Source organism: Fluviicola sp., assembly GCF_039596355.1.
GTDB lineage: Bacteria > Bacteroidota > Bacteroidia > Flavobacteriales_D > Crocinitomicaceae > Fluviicola.
Window position 1 is genome coordinate 80,574 of the sequence record NZ_JBCNJW010000009.1, and the last position, 17,706, is coordinate 98,279.

A 17,706-nucleotide genomic window follows, 5' to 3' on the forward strand; every position below is an offset into this window, starting at 1 on the left:
GTTTAAAGTGATTTGACTCCAACGATTGAGTACATCATCGGAATGTTATTTCCCAAATGCTGAATCCGGAATTTCCCCGGTTCAAACTCGGTGGTGTGTGCGAAGCAATTGTAATTGGAGAAATCATATTCCACGAGGTCCTGGAGCTGAATACCTTGTTTCAACAGGCTGGTGATAACCTCTGCCATGCCGTGATTCCAGCTCACAGAGGTAGCAAGAATGGGGGCGTCTCTGTCGGCATACGTACCGGCAGTGGTTTCAACGATGGGGTCCGACTGAAAATAACGATAGGCGATGGATTGAAAATCGTCGTCGAACATCCAGACCACCGGGTGAAATTCCACGAAAACGAATTTTCCGCCGGGTTTCAGGAAATGGTTTACAACAGCAGCCCAGCGATCCAGGTCGGGAAGCCAGCCGATAGTTCCATAGGACGTAAATACCAGGTCGAATTGCTCGTTGAGATGCTCCGGAAGGTCGTACAGGTCGCAGCAGATAAAAGTAGCGTCGGTTTGTGTAAGCTGCGCCAGCTCCCTTGCTTTATCAATGGCTTTGTCTGACAAGTCTGCTCCGACTACACTCGCTCCCATGCGGGCCATCGAAATAGAGTCTTGTCCGAAATGGCATTGCAGGTGCAAAATCCGTTTTCCGCGAATATCTCCCAGTAGTGCTATTTCGGTTTCTTTGAGTGAGGTATTTCCGTTTATAAATCCGGCAACATCATAGAAATCAGATTCGACATGCGGCTCAACGCGCTGATTCCATTGCTCCCGGTTAATTTCTTTGTAATTCTCCATGAACGTGTTTTTTTCTGTTTTTGACTTCATCGAAAGCGGTGTCATAATCTTCGCGTAGTGTTCCCATCCAGCGGTCCCAGAAAAGAAAATACAAACCGTAATTTCCCTGGAAATGTTTGTGATGCTGGTTGTGAGCTACAGATGTATTGATCCATTTTCCGATCCGGGTACGCTGAAAACCACGCGGAAATAATTCAAATCCGAGGTGTCCGTAGACGTTAATGACGAATTGCCCGAAGAGGAACAAAATCAGTGCGCTCGGGTGTACGGGAAGGGTGAAGGCAATGATCGGAATAATCATCCCCTCGAGAATACTTTCGGTAAAATGAAAAGAGTAGGCTGCAAGTGGTGTCGGGTTGGTAGATTGATGATGCACCAGGTGGATGTGCCGGAAAAGTTTCGGGTGATGAATCACACGGTGCATCCAGTAGAAATACGTGTCGTGCAGCAGGAACATGACCGGAATCGTGAACAGGTAATAAATCAGCCCGTAATCAGATACGGAAGCGTAGAGGTTCGTATACGGTCTGAAAACAACCACCACGAGCAGGAAGATCGTAGAAAAAATCACGGTTGTCTGGACAGAATACAACACTTCCATCAGGATCCGTTGATTCTTGGGAAAAACCTGCTGAATCTTTTGCTGAAACAACCGGCTACGCAACAAAACATAAAAAAGAAGATAAGCTCCTCCTGCAAAAAACAGGTAGCGCAGCGAAATGTAATAAGCAATTCGTGCCCAAATATCATAAAGTGTTTCCATGTGCTTTTGAAATCAATTAAAGTTCGGAATTTTATTTGAATTATTCTTCGACAATAAAATGAAGTCTTCTTTTTCTGTTCTCCGGATCTTAAACGATCACTAAAACGAATCAGTGAAAAGAACCGATCCCACTATTTTAGGGATAGCGCATACCATTCGAAAGGTATTTTGCATCCGTATTATACTAGAACGGGGTATTGATATTCCCTTTCTTCACGGCGTATTTTTGCAAAAAAATTCTGTAAAAGAAAGTAAAACAGACCATTCGTGAAAAATCTCATTCTTTTCATTTTCCTCCTTTTATGTTCGGTTTCCTACTCCCAAAACGGGAGCGTCAGCGGAAAACTAGCGGAGAAAAACCAGGTTCTTCCCTTCGTAACGGTGTCCCTGGAAGGAACTACATTGGGAGCTGCTACGGATGAGAACGGAACGTTTTTCATCGAACATGTGCCTTACGGAAAGTATGTTTTAAAAGTGCAAAGCACCGAACACGAACCGTTGGAAAAATCCATTCATTTGAATCAGCCGAAGCTGGAACTCGGTACGTTGCAATTGGAAAAAATTGCTCAAATCGACGAAGTGACCATCCTGGCGAAAACCAAAGTGCAGGAAATCAAAGAACAGCCCTTCGCCGTTGAATCCATCGATATGAAACCGGTTCAGAACCTGAATATGAACGTGAACCAGGTGTTGAATCAATCCACCGGGGTGCGCATCCGCGAAAGCGGTGGCTTGGGATCTGATTTCGTGTTCTCATTGAGTGGTTTTACCGGGAACCAGGTACGTTTCTTCCTCGACGGCCTTCCGACGGATGTCATGGGACGATCATTCAGCATCAATGCGATTCCTGTAAACAACGTGGAGCGTGTGGAAGTGTATAAGGGAGTTGTTCCGATTACACTCGGAGCAGATGTACTGGGCGGAGCGGTGAATATTGTGACGAATAACAACGTTCGCAACTTCCTGGATGTTTCCTATGGCTATGGTTCGTTCAATACGCACCAGGCAAGTGTCGTAGGGCGCTATACCACGAAGAAAGGATTCATCATGAGCGCGAGTGCATTCTACAACTATTCCGACAATAATTTCAAAGTGGATGTGAACCTGTTTGACAAGGCAACGGGAAAAATTGACGAAGAAACTACGAAAGTGAGACACTTCAACGACGCCTTTAAATCGGCTACAGGAATGGTCGAAATGGGCTTTGTGAATAAGAAATGGGCAGATCGCCTGCTGATCGGTTTGATTGGAAACACCACGTATAAAGAAGTGCAGCAGGGAGCCAATATGACCATTGTTGCCGGAGAAGTGCACCGCACCGAGCAGAGTTTGATTCCGACCCTGAAATATGAAAAGTCGAACCTGTTTGTGAAAAACCTGTCGTTACGAGTTTCCGGGTTGTATAGTTCTGTCAAACAGCAATTGGTAGACACCAGTTCGCGCATCTACGATTGGGAAGGCGGATATACGACCAAACTTTTGTCGAATACTTCCGGAGAATTGAACTGGTACAAAACGCTTTTCACGTTCAACGACCGTGCAGGGTTGGCAGTTGCATCCCTGAACTACAAATTAGGTAAGCACCACCAGTTTACCATCAACAATACGTATTCAACCATTACGCGTGTTGGTCACGACCCGATCAAACAAGGCCCCTTGTCGTTTGAAGACCCAAATACACTGACGAAGAATTTTACAGGAGTTTCCTACCAGTTGAAGTTGTTTAACAACCGCTGGACGACTTCCGTGTTCGCAAAAATGTTCAACATGTGGTCCGAATTATCTAAGGAAGACAACAATACCGGCGAATTGAGCCGGATTCAGAACCGTTTCCAGCTTCCGGGCTATGGAATCGCGACCAGCTATTTTGTGTTGAGCTACCTCCAGCTGAAAGCTTCCTTTGAGAGTGCGTACCGTTTGCCGGAAGGCTATGAAGTATTCGGTGATGGTTTGCTGTTACTTCCGAACCCGGATCTGAAACCGGAAAAGAGCCAGAATTTCAATGCCGGATTCCTCTTCGGAAAACGATTCGGGAAACACCTGGTAAATGTCGACTTCAACTACATGTACCGCCTGCCTGAAAACCTGATCCGGAACGTGGCGATCGGGATTACTTCGCGCTACGAAAACCTGGCTCAGGCAAAGGTGAATTGTTTTGAAGGTGCGGTAAGTTATGCGTACAACGACCTGTTCAAAATCGAGGTAAACGGAACGTATCAGAACATCCTGAATGCTTCGCTCAAAGCAGACGGCTCACCGGATGAACTGTATGGAGACCGCCTGCCGAATGCACCGTACCTGTTCGGAAACGCATCATTCACATTCAACACCAAACCATTTGGAAAATACAAGCAGCGTATCGGATTTAACTGGACAACCTGCTATGTGGAAGAATTTTACCTGAAATGGTCCAGCCTGGGATCTGCCAGCAGCAAATTCATTATTCCAAGACAAATTTACAGCAACGCCTCTGTCAGCTTTACAAGTCACTCGGGACGCTACAACGTTTCTGTGTCCTGCATGAACCTGACCGATGCCCTGTGTTACGATAATTTCCGGATACAGAAACCGGGACGAAGCTTTAACGTCAAATTGCGATACTACCTTCAAAAACAATAAGAAGAAGCATTGCTTCTGATAAACGATCTGCATTGGCGGATCAGAAAGATCATTCACGGATGTGAATAGAGCAGAACTAAAAGAATAAAAACAAGTCAAATGAAAACAAAAAACACCTTGGTGATTGCGCTCGTTGCCCTGTTGGGAATGACAACAATTGTATCTTGTAAGAAGAAGAAAAAAACAGAAGAAGCACAAACGGTTCCTGCTTCAGGATATGTTTTGGGTTTGAAAACAACCAGTGCCGGTGCTGACGCGGAATACCTGATCACGTCGGAAGATTTGATGTCGGGAACGATCTCTGCATCCGGAAACGGAATCGAGCAGATGGGGTGGATGTACTACCACCAAGTAGGTGATAAATACCTGGCGATGGATTACACCAACAACATTTGCACCGGGTACAAAATCTCAAACAACACCTTGGCTTCCGCAGGAAGTTTTGTGTTTGACCGTTTGGACATCCTGACCAATACATCTGACGGAAATGTGCTGGCGATCAGTGCTCCGTGGGGCGGAGGTTCGTACAACTGTAAAATCATGAACCTGAACCCGAATTCCATGTCAATCACATCCACTCAAAATGTGGTGTTCAATGTATTGTATGATGATACCATGGCACAATTGAACATGTGGCCGACAGCGTCCTACATTGCCGACGGAAAATTGTATGTTTCCTACTATCCGCTAAACGGTGCTACCTGGAACACGCCGCGCACGGATACGGCATATGTGAATGTGTACACCTACCCGGGATTGAGTTTAGTAGCAAAAATCAAAGATACACGTACCGGCCCGATCGGGTATTACGGAGGTTCTCCTGCAATCATCGAGGATGAAAACGGAAACCACTTCACTATTTCTACTTGTTCGCTGGCAGCCGGATATACACAAGCTACCAAGCCATCCGGGATTTTGAAAATTGATGCGGGGAGTACGGACTTCAATAGCAGTTACTTCTTCAATACCGAAGCGCTTGGATATAAAATCCTGACCGGTGCATACCTTGGGAACGGGAAAATGATTGCGCGTGTCATCCCGAATTCAGTGGATGCACAAACAGGAGGTTCCTGGGCGGCTTTCGGAATCGATGTTCCAATCCACCGGATTGCAATCCTGGATTTGAATGCTCAGACCTTGCAGATTGTGAATGATGTTCCTGCTCACGGAGGACAGTACTACACACCGTTCCACATCGAAGACGGAAAAGTATATCTGTCGGTGAATACCGGTTCCAACGCATGGATTTACCGTGTGGATCCATCCACTGCAACCGCGCAGCAGGGTGCAGTAATTGCGGGGAAATCAATCCAGTGTTTCTTCAAGTATTAATGATTCCGGTTTTTCTGAATCGCATAGGGACAAAGCTTACACCAAAGTTACAGCGAAGGTGCATAGAATACATCGATTTATCCTGAATGAACCCTTTGCGGCCATTGCTTCTTTGCGTTTAGTTAAACCATTCAGATACGTATATGAATCTGCGGACTTCTGTGTAGAAATAAATACAGGAAAATAGCGCAGATTGACTTCATAAATACATTCAAAGCCATCGGGAAAACCGGTGGCTTTCTTTTATCTGTTAATTTAACACAGACAGCAGAAAAGATTTCTAATTTTGCACCAAAATCAGACACATGAAATCTGTAACATTCCTTTTGACGTTGACTCTGGCTTTTACCACCTTTTCACAAGACAAAATTGAAATCTGGAAACCCAATAAAAAAGGATCGTTCTACATCTATTGGGGATGGAACCGGGATGCATATACCAAATCAAACATCCATTTTAAGGGAAATTCCTATGATTTTACCTTGAACAAAGTGATTGCAAACGATCACCAATCGATTTTCCGCCCCAATCTTTATTTCAATCCGGGAACGATGACCATTCCGCAATACAACCTGCGTTTGGGGTATTACTTCAAGGATAAATACGAAATCTCCTTCGGTTCTGACCACATGAAATATGTGATGAAGAACTATCAGACGGTGAAAATGGACGGACACATTTCAAATTCCGGAACGCCTTATGACGGAGTGTACAACAACCAGGATATGTACCTGGACACCTCGTTCCTGAAATTCGAGCATACCGACGGATTAAATTACCTGAATGTGGAAGTGCGCCGTTCGGATGCGTTGATCAATGTGAAGCATTTCAACTTGAGTGTGAACGAAGGAATTGGAGCTGGATTACTGGTTCCGAGAACTAACACGACGCTTTTGGGAAATCCGCGTCACGATGAATTCCACCTGGCGGGTTACGGAATCGGATTGGTAGGAGCATTGAAACTGAGTTTCTTCAAGTACTTCTTCATTCAAAGTGAAGCAAAATACGGGTTCATCCACATGCCGGATATTCGCACAACGAGAAATCCTGCCGACAAAGCAAGCCAGCATTTCTTTTTCATGCAATACAATGTCGTGTTCGGAGCGCAGTTTCAGCTGACAAACCGTGAGAAGAAACAACATTGATTTTAGGAGTCATGACTCATGACTCCTGAAGTCTTATTTTCCATCCACTTCTGAAAAAAGCAAAATCTTCGGATCTCCGGACTGACCTTCATTGGAAATGTACAGATCGCCGTTCGGCATGATGGCAATTCCTTCAGCCTTATTGAATGTCTTTGGATCCAGTACCTCCAGGTGGCGGATCGCTCCCGTTTTGTCGAATACAAACAAGTAATAATCAGAAGCGCTCAGGACGTACAAAAATCCCGATTTCGGGTGGATGTAGATTCCTGAAATCTGGAATTTGAGTACAGGAACAGAATCTTCCGGGTTTTTCTTGCCGGGTTTGGTCGGAAGCTCGATGTTGTTTTGTTTCGCAAATTCTTTGATCACCTGGATGTCGTAGGTATAAAGCGCTTGCTCCTGCAGGGTATTGCTACGTAAGTCGAATGCATAAATGGTGCGCAGGTGTTTGAATTCCGATCCTTTGGAAATCTTACTTTTCGAACCGATCAGCAAGCGTTTGTTGGTCTTGTCAAAGCACAAACCTTCGTTGTCTTTGTTGGGAATTCCGGTTTGAATGGAATCAACCCGGGGGTGTTTCTTTTCGAAATCGCGAATCCGGAATAAAGTACCGTCACTGCGCAATACATAGAGGTCATTTCCTGCCGGGGTAATTCCTTCGTAGTCGCCAGGTCCTGCAAAATCAATGGTGCGTGTGACTTCCTGTTTTTTGAGATTGTACACGAATACGATTCCTTCTTCGTCCTGGACACAGACCAGTGTTTCGGCATCCACAATACTGATCCCGGAAACTTCACGCAGTTCTGCCGGAAGAATAATCCGTTTGTCCTCCTGTTTCAGGTTGTAGGGAAGCACACTCTGCTGTGCATGCGTCTTGTGCATGATCCCGATCAGAATGAAAAAAACAGTTGTCAGTATATGGTTCATAGTTAATTTCGAATTACAACTTTTGTCTGTTTGAGCCCCGGAGATCCGAGATAGCGGGAATGGCAAAAAGAAGGGCGTTTTTCCAGTTGTTCCCGATACACCCCCGCTACTCGAACTGACAGGAAATTCCGAATTGAATATCTTTTGCATCAGGCATTCGTAATTACAACGTCATTTCGTGGTGAAGTTTGGCGCTGCGGATCATTTCGACCAGTTCTTTTTTCTTCAGGAGTGTTTTGGTGATCTCCACATAACGGGTTTTCTTTCCTGTTCCGGTCAATTGCGGGTATTTATTTGCCAGTTCGGCACCTTTACTGAATGAAAGTTTCAGTCCTTTTTGAGATGGAAGCAGTACACAGACCATTCCTTTGTATCCCTGGCCATAACTGAAAGCCAGCATTTTTGCCGGAATATCCAACTCCTGTTGGCTATTGGGCAATTCACGCTCAAGCAATTCCCTTGTTTCGAGAAATAACTCCCGAACGGTTTTCGGATAAGCTCCCAGGAAAATAGCTAACGAAGAACTCATAATCCGGTTTTTAACGGGTTACCATCCGCTTGATTTTCCGGTATGCGAGCGGAACGTATTTGAAATTGAACAACTGTCCTTTCAGTTTGGATTCGGAGTAACGAATCAGTTGATCGAACAACGGCTCACCGAATTTTTCTTTCCCGGTAAGTGCCAGTTCGGATGCAAATCCGTGTTGATTTAAAATACTGCTGAAAATCCAGCCAAGGTATACTTCCCGGCGGCTTAAATCCGGATTTTTGAAATTATTCAGGAAAGTTAATTCGCCCCATCCCGGAGAAATTTTCCCGGTTGCAAGTAAGAGTTTTTGAGTTTTTTTCTTCGGGATAATCTGGTTCAGGCGTTTTTCGGAAATCTTTTGAGATCCCTTCACGATGAAATCAGATAACCAGAATTGATCGGAAGCATCCATGAATGCCAAAATGCTGTGCAACTTGTCTTCTCCTTTGTATGCGTTGATAATTCCAGGTTCAAATTCGGCTGCAATGACTTTCGAAATGACTGTTTCTCCCAGGCTTTTGAACAACCTCAAATCAATTCCCTGGGAATCTGTTTTAAACCAGTCGATTTGTGCAACGTCGAGGTTTTTCAATACCGTAGGTAAATCCGTTGTTTTGAGTTTGGCAATGCGTTCCACTTCAAACAGGGAAGCGTAAGCCCAGTTTTTCAGACTCTCCAAATCCGGTTCAAGCAAACTGGAGCAATGCGGGGATTTGGTCAGGTAGAAAGGTGCTTCTTCCGATACCTGGTCCGATACGATGCAATTATACATCACCAATTCCCTGAATCCGGAATTTTCCTGTTTCTCAAACTGGAAATCCCTGTCATCCGCGTCGAAGGCAATGCACTTGGAATACTTTGCTATCGGTGCCCACTTTTCATGGATTCTCCCCGAAGCTCCGATGTCCATTAAAACAGGAGGATTATCAATAAATTCCTTTTGCGTTAAAATCGTATCAATGAGTCTTTGCATGCCAGTAAAGATAATGATTTCGAAAGGAAAGCGATCAGATCAGTTAATTTCTTTGCATCGCATTCCGGTTTTCAGAAATGTGTTTTCAGTTGTCGAACTTCCGCTGGTTCAAGTCTTTGAATTTCGTTACTTTTTGAATGTGAAGTGCCCAGAGAATACTTCCCCTGTAGAGCGGAATCGGAACGTGCGTATCACGTTTTTTCCATTCTCTGCGTTCGCGCATACTCGAAGGAATGTGTTTGTAGAATGACATATGCGCTCTGAAAACGGCCCAAAAGTGAGGGAATTGTCCTTTGAACAAGAAGACAAAAGCCGCAAGTCCGTCAAAGCAAAGTCTTCTGAAGAGCACATAAGCCAGCCCTTTCCGTTGATTTTTGTGAATCATGAGCAGGCTGTTCCGGAAATTCAAATACGTTTTGCGCGGGTTCATGTAGTTCAGTGTTCCGCCGCCTACGTGATACACCACGCTTTTCGGGTTCACTTCGAAATGGAAGCCCAAACGCTGGATGCGCCAGCACAGGTCGATCTCCTCCATGTGAGCAAAAAAGCGCTCGTCCAGTCCGCCGGTTTCGTGGTACAGATCTGCCCGAATCATTAAACACGCTCCGGTTGCCCAGAAAATACGTGCAGGATAATCATATTGGCCTTCGTCTTTTTCTACGTGATCCATGATTCTGCCGCGGCAAAAAGGGTAGTGGTACTTATCGAGGAATCCGCCCGAAGCACCCGCATGTTCAAAATCGCCTTTGAAGCGGAAGGAGTGTACCTTGGGCTGACATCCGGCAACCTTCGGATCTTTCATGGTTTCTATCAACGGCAAAAGCCAGTTTTCACTGACTTCCACATCGCTGTTCAATAAGACATAATAATCTGCCCGGATCCTTTTCAATGCATCGTTGTAGCCTTTTGCAAAACCGCCGTTCGATTCATTGACCACAATTTCCAGGTCGGGAAAGTGTTCTTTGGTCCACGCAACGGACTCATCGGTTGAGGCATTATCTGCCAGGACTACCCGAAACGGCTTCGAATATTCAACGACTTGAGGAAGGAATTGTTCCAGGAAATGCTTGCCATTCCAGTTCAGAATGACAACGGCTACGTCAGGATGCTGCACAGATCGATTTAATCTTGTTTGTAATAATAACCACTGTTTGCACCGTACTGACTTGTTCCTGTAGAACTGTCGACATTCATGTTGGAGCTGTTTCTTCGCACCAGCATTTCCTGCCATTTGTAGTTCTGTTGTTCTCCAACCATGTCGGAATGAAGTAAACGGTAAGCGTTATTTACTAAATCCGGGTTGTAGAATACAAAGCGTTTGTTGCTGAATGTTTTGATCTTATAGTAATGCCAGATTTCATACGGATATTCGGATGGAGAAGTCTCTCTCACGATAATCGTATTCGGCTGTCCGTATTGCAGGAACACACGTCCGCGATCTGTTTCGAATCCGCTCTGGAAGTTGTTTCCGTAATTCGCCTGCACCAATTGCACGTTCTTCTTGTAAGTCATCCATTGGTTGTAAGCGTTGTTTGCAGCAGTTTGAATCCAGAATTGCTGAATGTGCTTGCGGCACAAATCCGGGCTGTTTGCTTTCAAGGTTTTCATGATGGATTTCACTTCTGCCGGACGCGCGATCGGAATCAAACTCGCCAGGTAGTACTTCAGGGAATCATCCGTAATAGACGACTGGAATTCCGGATTCAGAACAATGTCTTCCACCTCCATATCCAATTCGATGTCGTTGATGCGCTCAAAGAAGTAATCCGCCGGCTGACCGATGGATTTGCTATTCCGGTCAAGAATCTCCAGCGTCAGGTGGTAAGAACCTGAAGGAAGTTTGGAGATATCCATATTTCTGAAAATCGGAACTACCGGTCCCGGTTTGATTTTCGTAAAGCGTGAAAAGCCCGGCATCGGCTGGTTGGTAGCGGTTGAAATCACCTGCTGTCTCAATCCGAAAGTACTGTCCTGAATTTGATCCGTATTGTAAAGCTCCACGTAATACGGAATGCGCGTCATCGTCTGACTGTAGAAATTGGAAATGCGCGGAATGATTTCATAACCGCTTTTGTGGAACGGAGACTCCGGGTTAGTACTTGGCGTTGCAACTTCTGCAATCAGGATGTCAGAAGTAGATGCCAGAGCTGTTTTTTCAGGAACATGAATTTCCAGTTTTCCTTCCAGCGATTTTCCTTTCGCAAAAACATCCATCAGGTTCAGGTGTGCGGTATAATTTCCCGGTTGAAGCGGAATATGAATATTGTCAAAGAAATCTTCCACGATGGAATCACGCATTCTCGGACTTTCGAGAACAAATCCATCCGTGTAAACCGTATCTCCGCTTGGTTCGCTGGTAATTACTGTTGAAACAGCCACTTTCGCCTGCAAAACAGAATCAACCGGTGCAAACTGGATGGTATAGGCAACGAACTGGAACTGCAGGTCGACATAAGGACCTTGTTCCGGAGAATAATAATTTTTGTAATCGATGAACGCTTTCATTTGGTTTCGCTGTCCGAAGGAACTTGAAACAAGCACAAACAAGGGGACGATCACCAATAATAATTTTTTCATAATGCGCAATATGTCTCGTAAAGTTAATGAATTTACAGGATTTTGTAAAAAGCATTGCCCTGAAATGAAAAATCATTGATTAAACGGTACTGATTCTCAGGTAACAAGTAAATAACTTTTATTTTTTTTTCGTTTAACACTTGCCAAAAAGGAAAATAGCACTACTTTTGTCGCGGAGAGTTGGCAGAGTGGTCGATTGCGGCGGTCTTGAAAACCGTTGTACCGAGAGGTACCGGGGGTTCGAATCCCTCACTCTCCGCAGGAAATTGAATCCCGGCACGTCTTAGACGGTCGGGATTTTTTCGTTTGTTGCATTTGGAGAATTTTGTCTGGTAGTTTGGCGCAATGAAAAGGGATTTCACCTCCTCTTTTTCCGTGAATAAAACGGAACCAATCTTTCTCTTATCTTTAATGTGCTTTAATCATCCGGGAGAAGAACAAACATGAAACCAGCAGCTCTGATTGCTTTGATAGAAACCAACGGCTTAAGTGAGAAAACGCTCACCGTAGAGCGTAATGCCTTTCTGAAACAGGCCGGAACCTGTGATACGCAGATCTATTTTGTGGAAGAAGGAAGTTTGCGTGTGTTTGTAGTGGACGACCTGGAAGAACGAACCATCCGTTTCGGTTACAAAAACAACATTCTTGTATCGCTGGATTCCTTTTTAACCGGAGCGCCATCCGATTTTGTCATCCAGGCGATCAAAAAGACCCGGGTGAAGATCATTCCGAAAGAACGCTTCATGCAGTTCCTGAACCAGGATGAGAACCATCTGCGTTTGTGGGTCGGGATTTTGGAAGATTTGGTGATCCAGCAGATTGAGCGTGAAAAGGATTTGCTGACAGCTTCCCCGAAAGAACGTTACGAACGGGTGTTGAAGCGCAGTCCGCAATTGTTCCAGGAAATACCCAACCGACACATTGCCAATTACCTCCGAATGACTCCCGAAACCTTATCACGCCTCAAAAAGTCTTGATTTGAATCAATGTTTTCTGAAAACAGATTCGGGAACTTTGCTGAAAAAAAACAGATGAAAATTGCAACAGACGAATTGATCACAGATTTGATGAAACGCACTAGGAAATGCCTTGCCAAAGGAGAACAGTTGCGCGATCTGCCGGAAGCGGCATTGAATCTCAAACAAAACGAAACAAGTTGGAGTGCACTGGAATGCCTGGAGCATTTGAATTTATACGGACGGTTCTATATTCCCGAATTAAGCAAAAGAGTCGCTGAAGCAAGGGCCGGATCGGAACCCGTATTCAAAAGCGGAAAATTGGGGAATTACTTTGCCAACAGTATGCTCCCGAAAGACAAGCTCAACAAGATGAAGACGTTTAAGAATATGAATCCGTTAAACAGCCGCTTAAACAAAGATCAGGTCATTGCTGAATTCTTGGAACAACAGCAAGAACTACTTCGTTTATTGGAACATGCACGGAAAATCAGTCTGAACAAAACCAAAACCAGTATCAGTATTTCGAAATGGATCAAATTGAAACTCGGAGATACCTTCCGCTTTGTGATCTACCACAATCAGCGCCATTTGGTACAGGCAGAACGGGATTTATAATTGTCACTTGAGAAAGGGGTTATCCGATCCGTGTTCCGTTTTTTACGGGTCTCTCAGGCTGTAACAATGTTACGTCTTTGTTGTCACCGATCCCTCCCAAAACCAGGCACTCGCTCATCATATTGGCGATTTGTTTCGGAGGAAAGTTGATTACCGCAACGACTTGCCGGCCGATGAGTTCTTCTGCCGAATACAGAACTGTTACCTGCGCGGATGTTTTCCGGATACCATATTCCCCGAAATCAATGGTGATTTTGTATGCCGGATTGCGGACTTCTTTGAATAGTTCTGCTGTGATAATCGTCCCGACACGCATTTCTACGTGCATGAATTCGTCCCAGGTGAGTGTGTTGCTCATGTTGTATGATGTTTTATTTCCATTATCAATTGATTTTCTTTCCTGTTTTATCGATGTAAAACCAATGTTCACTTTTCGATGTGGTGTGGTCACCATCACTGACGGATTCACAATCGAGTGCAACCCGTGCTTTTCCGTTTTCGAACGGGTCGGCACAACTATATATTGCAGGGATAACCACTTTTCCTGTCGGATCGGCATACCCGATTTTCCCGTTTCGCTTGATCCGGAATAAGCCTTCGTTGATGTAATCCGGACCGTTGTCGAAGAGATATGCGTCAAAAATCAGTTCCTTGTTGCGGTTCACGGCAACCATTCCGTCCCCGAAGCGCTCGTCGAAAACGTAGGCAAACGTGGTGAAAATAGTACTGAAACAGTTGTAGAATTCGCCCTCCCGGATCACCGTGTCTCCGGCTTTGTTGGTATAACCATAAGGTTTTCCGAATTCGAAATCACCTCCGGAAGTACAATAAAGCGTGTCTTTTACCGGGATGATGTCAGCATATGTTTGGCTGGCTTCGGGTTCGCTGGGTTTCGCAGGAGTTTCAGTTTCAGGAGTACTGCATGCAGCTGCAATGAACAAGAGCAGGAACAAGACGTGTTTCATGTGTGTCGATTGTTGGGTTTTTTAGTATCGTTTGGTAAAAATAAAAAATCCCCGGTCATTTTCCGCCAGGGCGGACTCAATGACCGGGGATTGTGATATCCCGGGAGCTGTTTTTATCTTCCGAGTAGTACGTCTACTGCTTTTTTCAGCTGCGCGTCTTCACCTTTCAGCATGGTATTGTAATCGTTGGCTACTTTCACATCCGGTTCGCACTGGTTGTTCTCGTAGTACTTTCCGTCCATGGTCATGACTCCGACCTGTGGAATTCCGAAAACGAGTGAGTTGTCCTGCAGACCTTCCCACCAAACAGCCGTTCCTGTTCCCGGTACCGGCATTCCGATCAGTTTCCCGATTCCCAGTGTTTTGTATACCACCGGGAACATGTGTGCATCGGAGTAGTTTCCTTCGCCCATTAAAACACAACTTGGTTTGGTCCATTTGGAACCCGGCTCAATCCCGATTTTTTGACCTCTCGGTACAAAATTGATGTATTGTTTTCCCGAAAGGAACGTTGCCAGATCGTCATGCAACCAGCCGCCGCCGTTGAAGCGTGTATCTACGATCAATGCCTGTTTGTTGATGTATTTCCCCATTACCTGGTTATAGAACTCACGATAGCTGCGGTCATCCATACCACGCACGTGCATGTAGCCCAGTTTTCCATCAGAAAGTTTTTCGGTCATGGCCTGCATGCGTTTTACCCAGCGTTGGTAAAGCAGTTCATTCTGCAATCCGGCAGAGATGGGTTTGATGATTTCTTCCCAGCGTTTTCCGCTTGCAGGATCGTAGATAGAAAGTAAAACCGGTTTGCCCGTTTTCCTGTTCAGCAACGGGTAGTAATTGGATTCCGGTTTGATTTCCACGCCATCAATTTTTTCGATGATCGCTCCCGCTTTGATTTTTGTTTCGGAACTTACGAGGGGTCCTTTATCCAGGATTTCTGCAATTTTCAACCCGTTTCCGGTGAACGTGTCGTCGAGGATTACTCCCAGTTGAGCAGTTTCATCACCGTTTTCTTTGCGCAGGTAGAAACGGCACCCGGTGTGGGAAGCGTTCAATTCTCCGAGCAATTCACTACACATTTCTGCAAAATCGTAGTTATTATTGATGTGAGGCAGGAATTTCGCATAAGTCGTTTTGTAGTAATCCCAGTCGGTTCCCTGTAGGTCTACCACGTAGAATTTCGCTTTCACCTGGCGCCACATGTGCTCAAACAGGTAGGCACGTTCTGCGTAACCGTCGTATGTGCGTTCCGCGCGGAACGGAATGTTTTTCTGTTCTCCCTTTTCGAGGTCCAAACGCGTCAAACGTCCGTCGATAATCGCGAAGATGTTTTTTCCGTCTTTATCCATAGATGCGCCCCAGAAGCCGTTTGCTTTCAATGGAATCAGCATTTTGGTTTCATGTTCCTTGAAGTCGCGTACATACAGGTTTACGCCGTCTTCATTCGGAGCAAGGTAGTATAGTTTCTCACCTTTCGGATCCATAAAAGCATCGTGCAGGAACGAAGAATTTTCAGTCAGTCGCACCTGGCGATCCTGTAAACCTGCCAGGTCGATTTTCAATGGATCTGTTTTCTTCGTAGAATCGGCTTTTTCCGTTTTCCCTTTCTTGGCAGGAGTTTCGGATTCTTTGGCTTTTTCTTTCTCTTTATCGTTCTTTTCTTTTTGTTCCTTCCACAATTCGTAATCCGCCTTTTTCATTTTGAACAGGTCAAAGGCATTCTGATCCAGGAACAAACCGTAAGCATCCTGCTGTGATCCGTGGCTTGCTACGTTTTTCATTCCGTCTCTGTCGGAGAACCATAAAATCAGTTTTCCGTTCATCTGGAATTTCGCTCCGCCGTTGGAGAACCCGTTTTGCGTGAGTTCCAGCATCGGTTCTTTTCCGCTCACATCGATCAGGCCAAGCTGGTCGTGCCAGTTTCCGTCCTGTAAGTAGGATACGAGGATGTATTTGCTGTCCGGTGACCAGTTGAATGTCTGGTCTCCGTCGCTGTAAGAGTAATTCTTCGTTTCAGGCAATACGTTGCGGATTTTTTTGCTCGCGATGTTGTAAACGCTCACCCCGGTTCTGTTTTCCAGGAAAGCGATTTCCTTTCCGTCCGGCGAATACTGCGGCTGGAAAGATTCATTGGTCGTTACAATCAGCGGTTCTTCTTTCAGCAAGGTAGAAGCGTAGAAGTAGCTTTCTTCTTTTCGCACCAGGGTTGTTTGGTAAATTCCCCAGATGTTTTTGCGCTCGGAGGCATACAAAATAGCTTTTCCGTCCGGTGAAAAACTCACGTTGCGCTCTTCTTCCGGTGTATTGGTGATTTGTTTGGTTACTCCGTTTTCCAGTGAAACTGCGAAAACATCTCCATGATTGGTGAAGACCACTTCTTTTCCGTTCGGAGAAACTGCAATCTCGGAAGCATTTCCGGATTCCGCTACGTTTTTGATATCGGCATTACGGTCTTCTGCATGAATCTGAATACTTACTTTTTGCGGGTTTGAACCTTCTTTCTGTGTGTAAATTTCACCGTCATAACCATAGCAAAGTGTGTTGTCATTTGAAATGGACAGGAAGCGCACCGGGTTTTTGTCGAATTTCGAAACCTGTGTTCCCGCACCCGGACTATTCGGATTCATTTTCCAGACGTTGAACGAGCCGCTTTTTTCACTTAAATAATATAACGCAGATTCATCGCTGTTCCAAACCGGGTTCCGGTCTTCACCTGCAAAATCAGTTAATTGGGTAAATTTATCACCGCTTTTTTCATACATCCATACATCACGCGTTACGGAAGATTGATGGTGTTTTCTCCACGGATCTTCGTAGCCTTTTTTGTCGTGGAAGATCATCTTGGTACCGGCTTTGTTCCATTTGATGTTCTCAGCAGTAATGGACAATTCTTGCTTTTCGCGTCCGCCGTCAATTCCTACCGAGTAGATTTCACCCAAAGCTCCGTATGGAAACTGCGACATGGCTGCATTGTCCATACGCGTTGCGGTGAAAATGATACGTTTTCCGTCTGCAGAAAGACATTGCGGGTAATCACTGCTTGAATGGAACGTCAGGCGCTTGGTATTTCCGCCTTCCAATGGAATGGAAAACACATCGAAATTTCCGTAGCGATCCGATGCGAAATAAAGCGTTTTCCCGTCGGCTGAAAACACCGGCATGAAATCGTATGCATCACTCAATGTGATGGGAGCGGCTGTCCCTCCTGTGGATGGAACCTGGTATAAATCGCCCTTGTATTCAAATACGATGGTTTTTCCGTCAGGAGAAATAATGGGATATCTCATCCAGAGCGGTGTGTCTGATGTTCCTTCAGGAGGTGCGGGCATCCGGAGACTCATCCCCATGGCGCCAATCATGACCCAAGCAAATAGTTTCTTCATATTTCGATTTTAGTGATTTTAAAAATAGCGAAATATTGCAGAGCAGGCCAAAATCTTATGAAGGACGGAAGAAAAAGAGGATGAAGGAGCAAGAGGCGCATTTTCCGGTCAACCTTTTG

General features: G+C 45.2%; 15 protein-coding genes and 1 tRNA gene. 6 read left to right on the forward strand and 10 right to left on the reverse strand.

Annotation, left to right across the window (positions count from 1 at the left end):
- Positions 1-2: 2 nt before the first annotated feature.
- Both ABDV94_RS15420 and ABDV94_RS15425 read right to left on the reverse strand, forming a co-directional pair.
- Positions 3-797, reverse strand: coding sequence for a class I SAM-dependent methyltransferase (locus ABDV94_RS15420; RefSeq protein WP_343748103.1), 795 nt, complete (start codon positions 795-797; stop codon positions 3-5).
- Entirely contained in the window at positions 775-1,560 is a 786-nt protein-coding gene (locus ABDV94_RS15425; protein ID WP_343748104.1) for a sterol desaturase family protein, read from the reverse strand. Before ABDV94_RS15425 ends, ABDV94_RS15420 begins: the two co-directional genes overlap by 23 nt.
- A 267-nt stretch (positions 1,561-1,827) precedes the next feature.
- On the opposite strand from ABDV94_RS15425, the gene ABDV94_RS15430 reads away from it, so the two are divergent.
- The 3 genes from ABDV94_RS15430 to ABDV94_RS15440 all read left to right on the forward strand — a co-directional run bounded on the left by ABDV94_RS15430 (position 1,828) and on the right by ABDV94_RS15440 (position 6,656).
- Positions 1,828-4,179, forward strand: coding sequence for a TonB-dependent receptor plug domain-containing protein (locus ABDV94_RS15430; RefSeq protein WP_343748105.1), 2,352 nt, complete (start codon positions 1,828-1,830; stop codon positions 4,177-4,179).
- Between the two features lie 99 nt (positions 4,180-4,278).
- Entirely contained in the window at positions 4,279-5,511 is a 1,233-nt protein-coding gene (locus ABDV94_RS15435; RefSeq protein ID WP_343748106.1) for a DUF4374 domain-containing protein, read from the forward strand.
- Positions 5,512-5,816: 305 nt separating this feature from the next.
- Positions 5,817-6,656, forward strand: a complete 840-nt coding sequence (locus ABDV94_RS15440) for a hypothetical protein (protein WP_343748107.1) — start codon at positions 5,817-5,819, stop codon at positions 6,654-6,656.
- A 33-nt stretch (positions 6,657-6,689) separates the two neighbouring features.
- Here ABDV94_RS15440 and ABDV94_RS15445 read toward each other — a convergent pair whose 3' ends face one another.
- The 5 genes from ABDV94_RS15445 to ABDV94_RS15465 form a co-directional block, all read right to left on the reverse strand.
- Entirely contained in the window at positions 6,690-7,583 is an 894-nt protein-coding gene (locus ABDV94_RS15445; RefSeq protein WP_343748108.1) for an SdiA-regulated domain-containing protein, read from the reverse strand.
- 163 nt (positions 7,584-7,746) lie between these two features.
- Entirely contained in the window at positions 7,747-8,112 is a 366-nt protein-coding gene (locus ABDV94_RS15450; protein WP_343748109.1) for a hypothetical protein, read from the reverse strand.
- A 10-nt stretch (positions 8,113-8,122) separates the two neighbouring features.
- Positions 8,123-9,085: a hypothetical protein gene (locus ABDV94_RS15455; protein ID WP_343748110.1), complete on the reverse strand. Its 963-nt coding sequence runs from the start codon at positions 9,083-9,085 to the stop codon at positions 8,123-8,125.
- A gap of 85 nt (positions 9,086-9,170) precedes the next feature.
- The gene (locus tag ABDV94_RS15460) at positions 9,171-10,199 is read right to left on the reverse strand and encodes a glycosyltransferase family 2 protein (protein ID WP_343748111.1); all 1,029 of its coding nucleotides are present in this window, start codon (positions 10,197-10,199) and stop codon (positions 9,171-9,173) included.
- 8 nt (positions 10,200-10,207) lie between these two features.
- Complete coding sequence (locus ABDV94_RS15465) at positions 10,208-11,662, reverse strand: GWxTD domain-containing protein (RefSeq protein WP_343748112.1); 1,455 nt, start codon at positions 11,660-11,662, stop codon at positions 10,208-10,210.
- Positions 11,663-11,836: 174 nt separating this feature from the next.
- Here ABDV94_RS15465 and ABDV94_RS15470 point away from each other — a divergent pair.
- The 3 genes from ABDV94_RS15470 to ABDV94_RS15480 all read left to right on the forward strand — a co-directional run bounded on the left by ABDV94_RS15470 (position 11,837) and on the right by ABDV94_RS15480 (position 13,236).
- A tRNA-Ser gene (locus ABDV94_RS15470) sits at positions 11,837-11,921 on the forward strand.
- Between the two features lie 184 nt (positions 11,922-12,105).
- On the forward strand, positions 12,106-12,639 hold the full coding sequence (locus ABDV94_RS15475) for a Crp/Fnr family transcriptional regulator (protein WP_343748113.1): 534 nt from the start codon (positions 12,106-12,108) through the stop codon (positions 12,637-12,639).
- A 54-nt stretch (positions 12,640-12,693) separates the two neighbouring features.
- Positions 12,694-13,236 (forward strand): DinB family protein, encoded by a 543-nt coding sequence (locus tag ABDV94_RS15480; protein ID WP_343748114.1) that lies wholly within the window; start codon positions 12,694-12,696, stop codon positions 13,234-13,236.
- 19 nt (positions 13,237-13,255) lie between these two features.
- Here ABDV94_RS15480 and ABDV94_RS15485 read toward each other — a convergent pair whose 3' ends face one another.
- The 3 genes from ABDV94_RS15485 to ABDV94_RS15495 all read right to left on the reverse strand — a co-directional run bounded on the left by ABDV94_RS15485 (position 13,256) and on the right by ABDV94_RS15495 (position 17,587).
- Positions 13,256-13,594: a tRNA-binding protein gene (locus tag ABDV94_RS15485; protein ID WP_343748115.1), complete on the reverse strand. Its 339-nt coding sequence runs from the start codon at positions 13,592-13,594 to the stop codon at positions 13,256-13,258.
- A gap of 25 nt (positions 13,595-13,619) precedes the next feature.
- Entirely contained in the window at positions 13,620-14,201 is a 582-nt protein-coding gene (locus tag ABDV94_RS15490) for a WG repeat-containing protein (RefSeq protein WP_343748116.1), read from the reverse strand.
- 113 nt (positions 14,202-14,314) lie between these two features.
- Complete coding sequence (locus ABDV94_RS15495; protein WP_343748117.1) at positions 14,315-17,587, reverse strand: S41 family peptidase; 3,273 nt, start codon at positions 17,585-17,587, stop codon at positions 14,315-14,317.
- Positions 17,588-17,706: the final 119 nt, after the last annotated feature.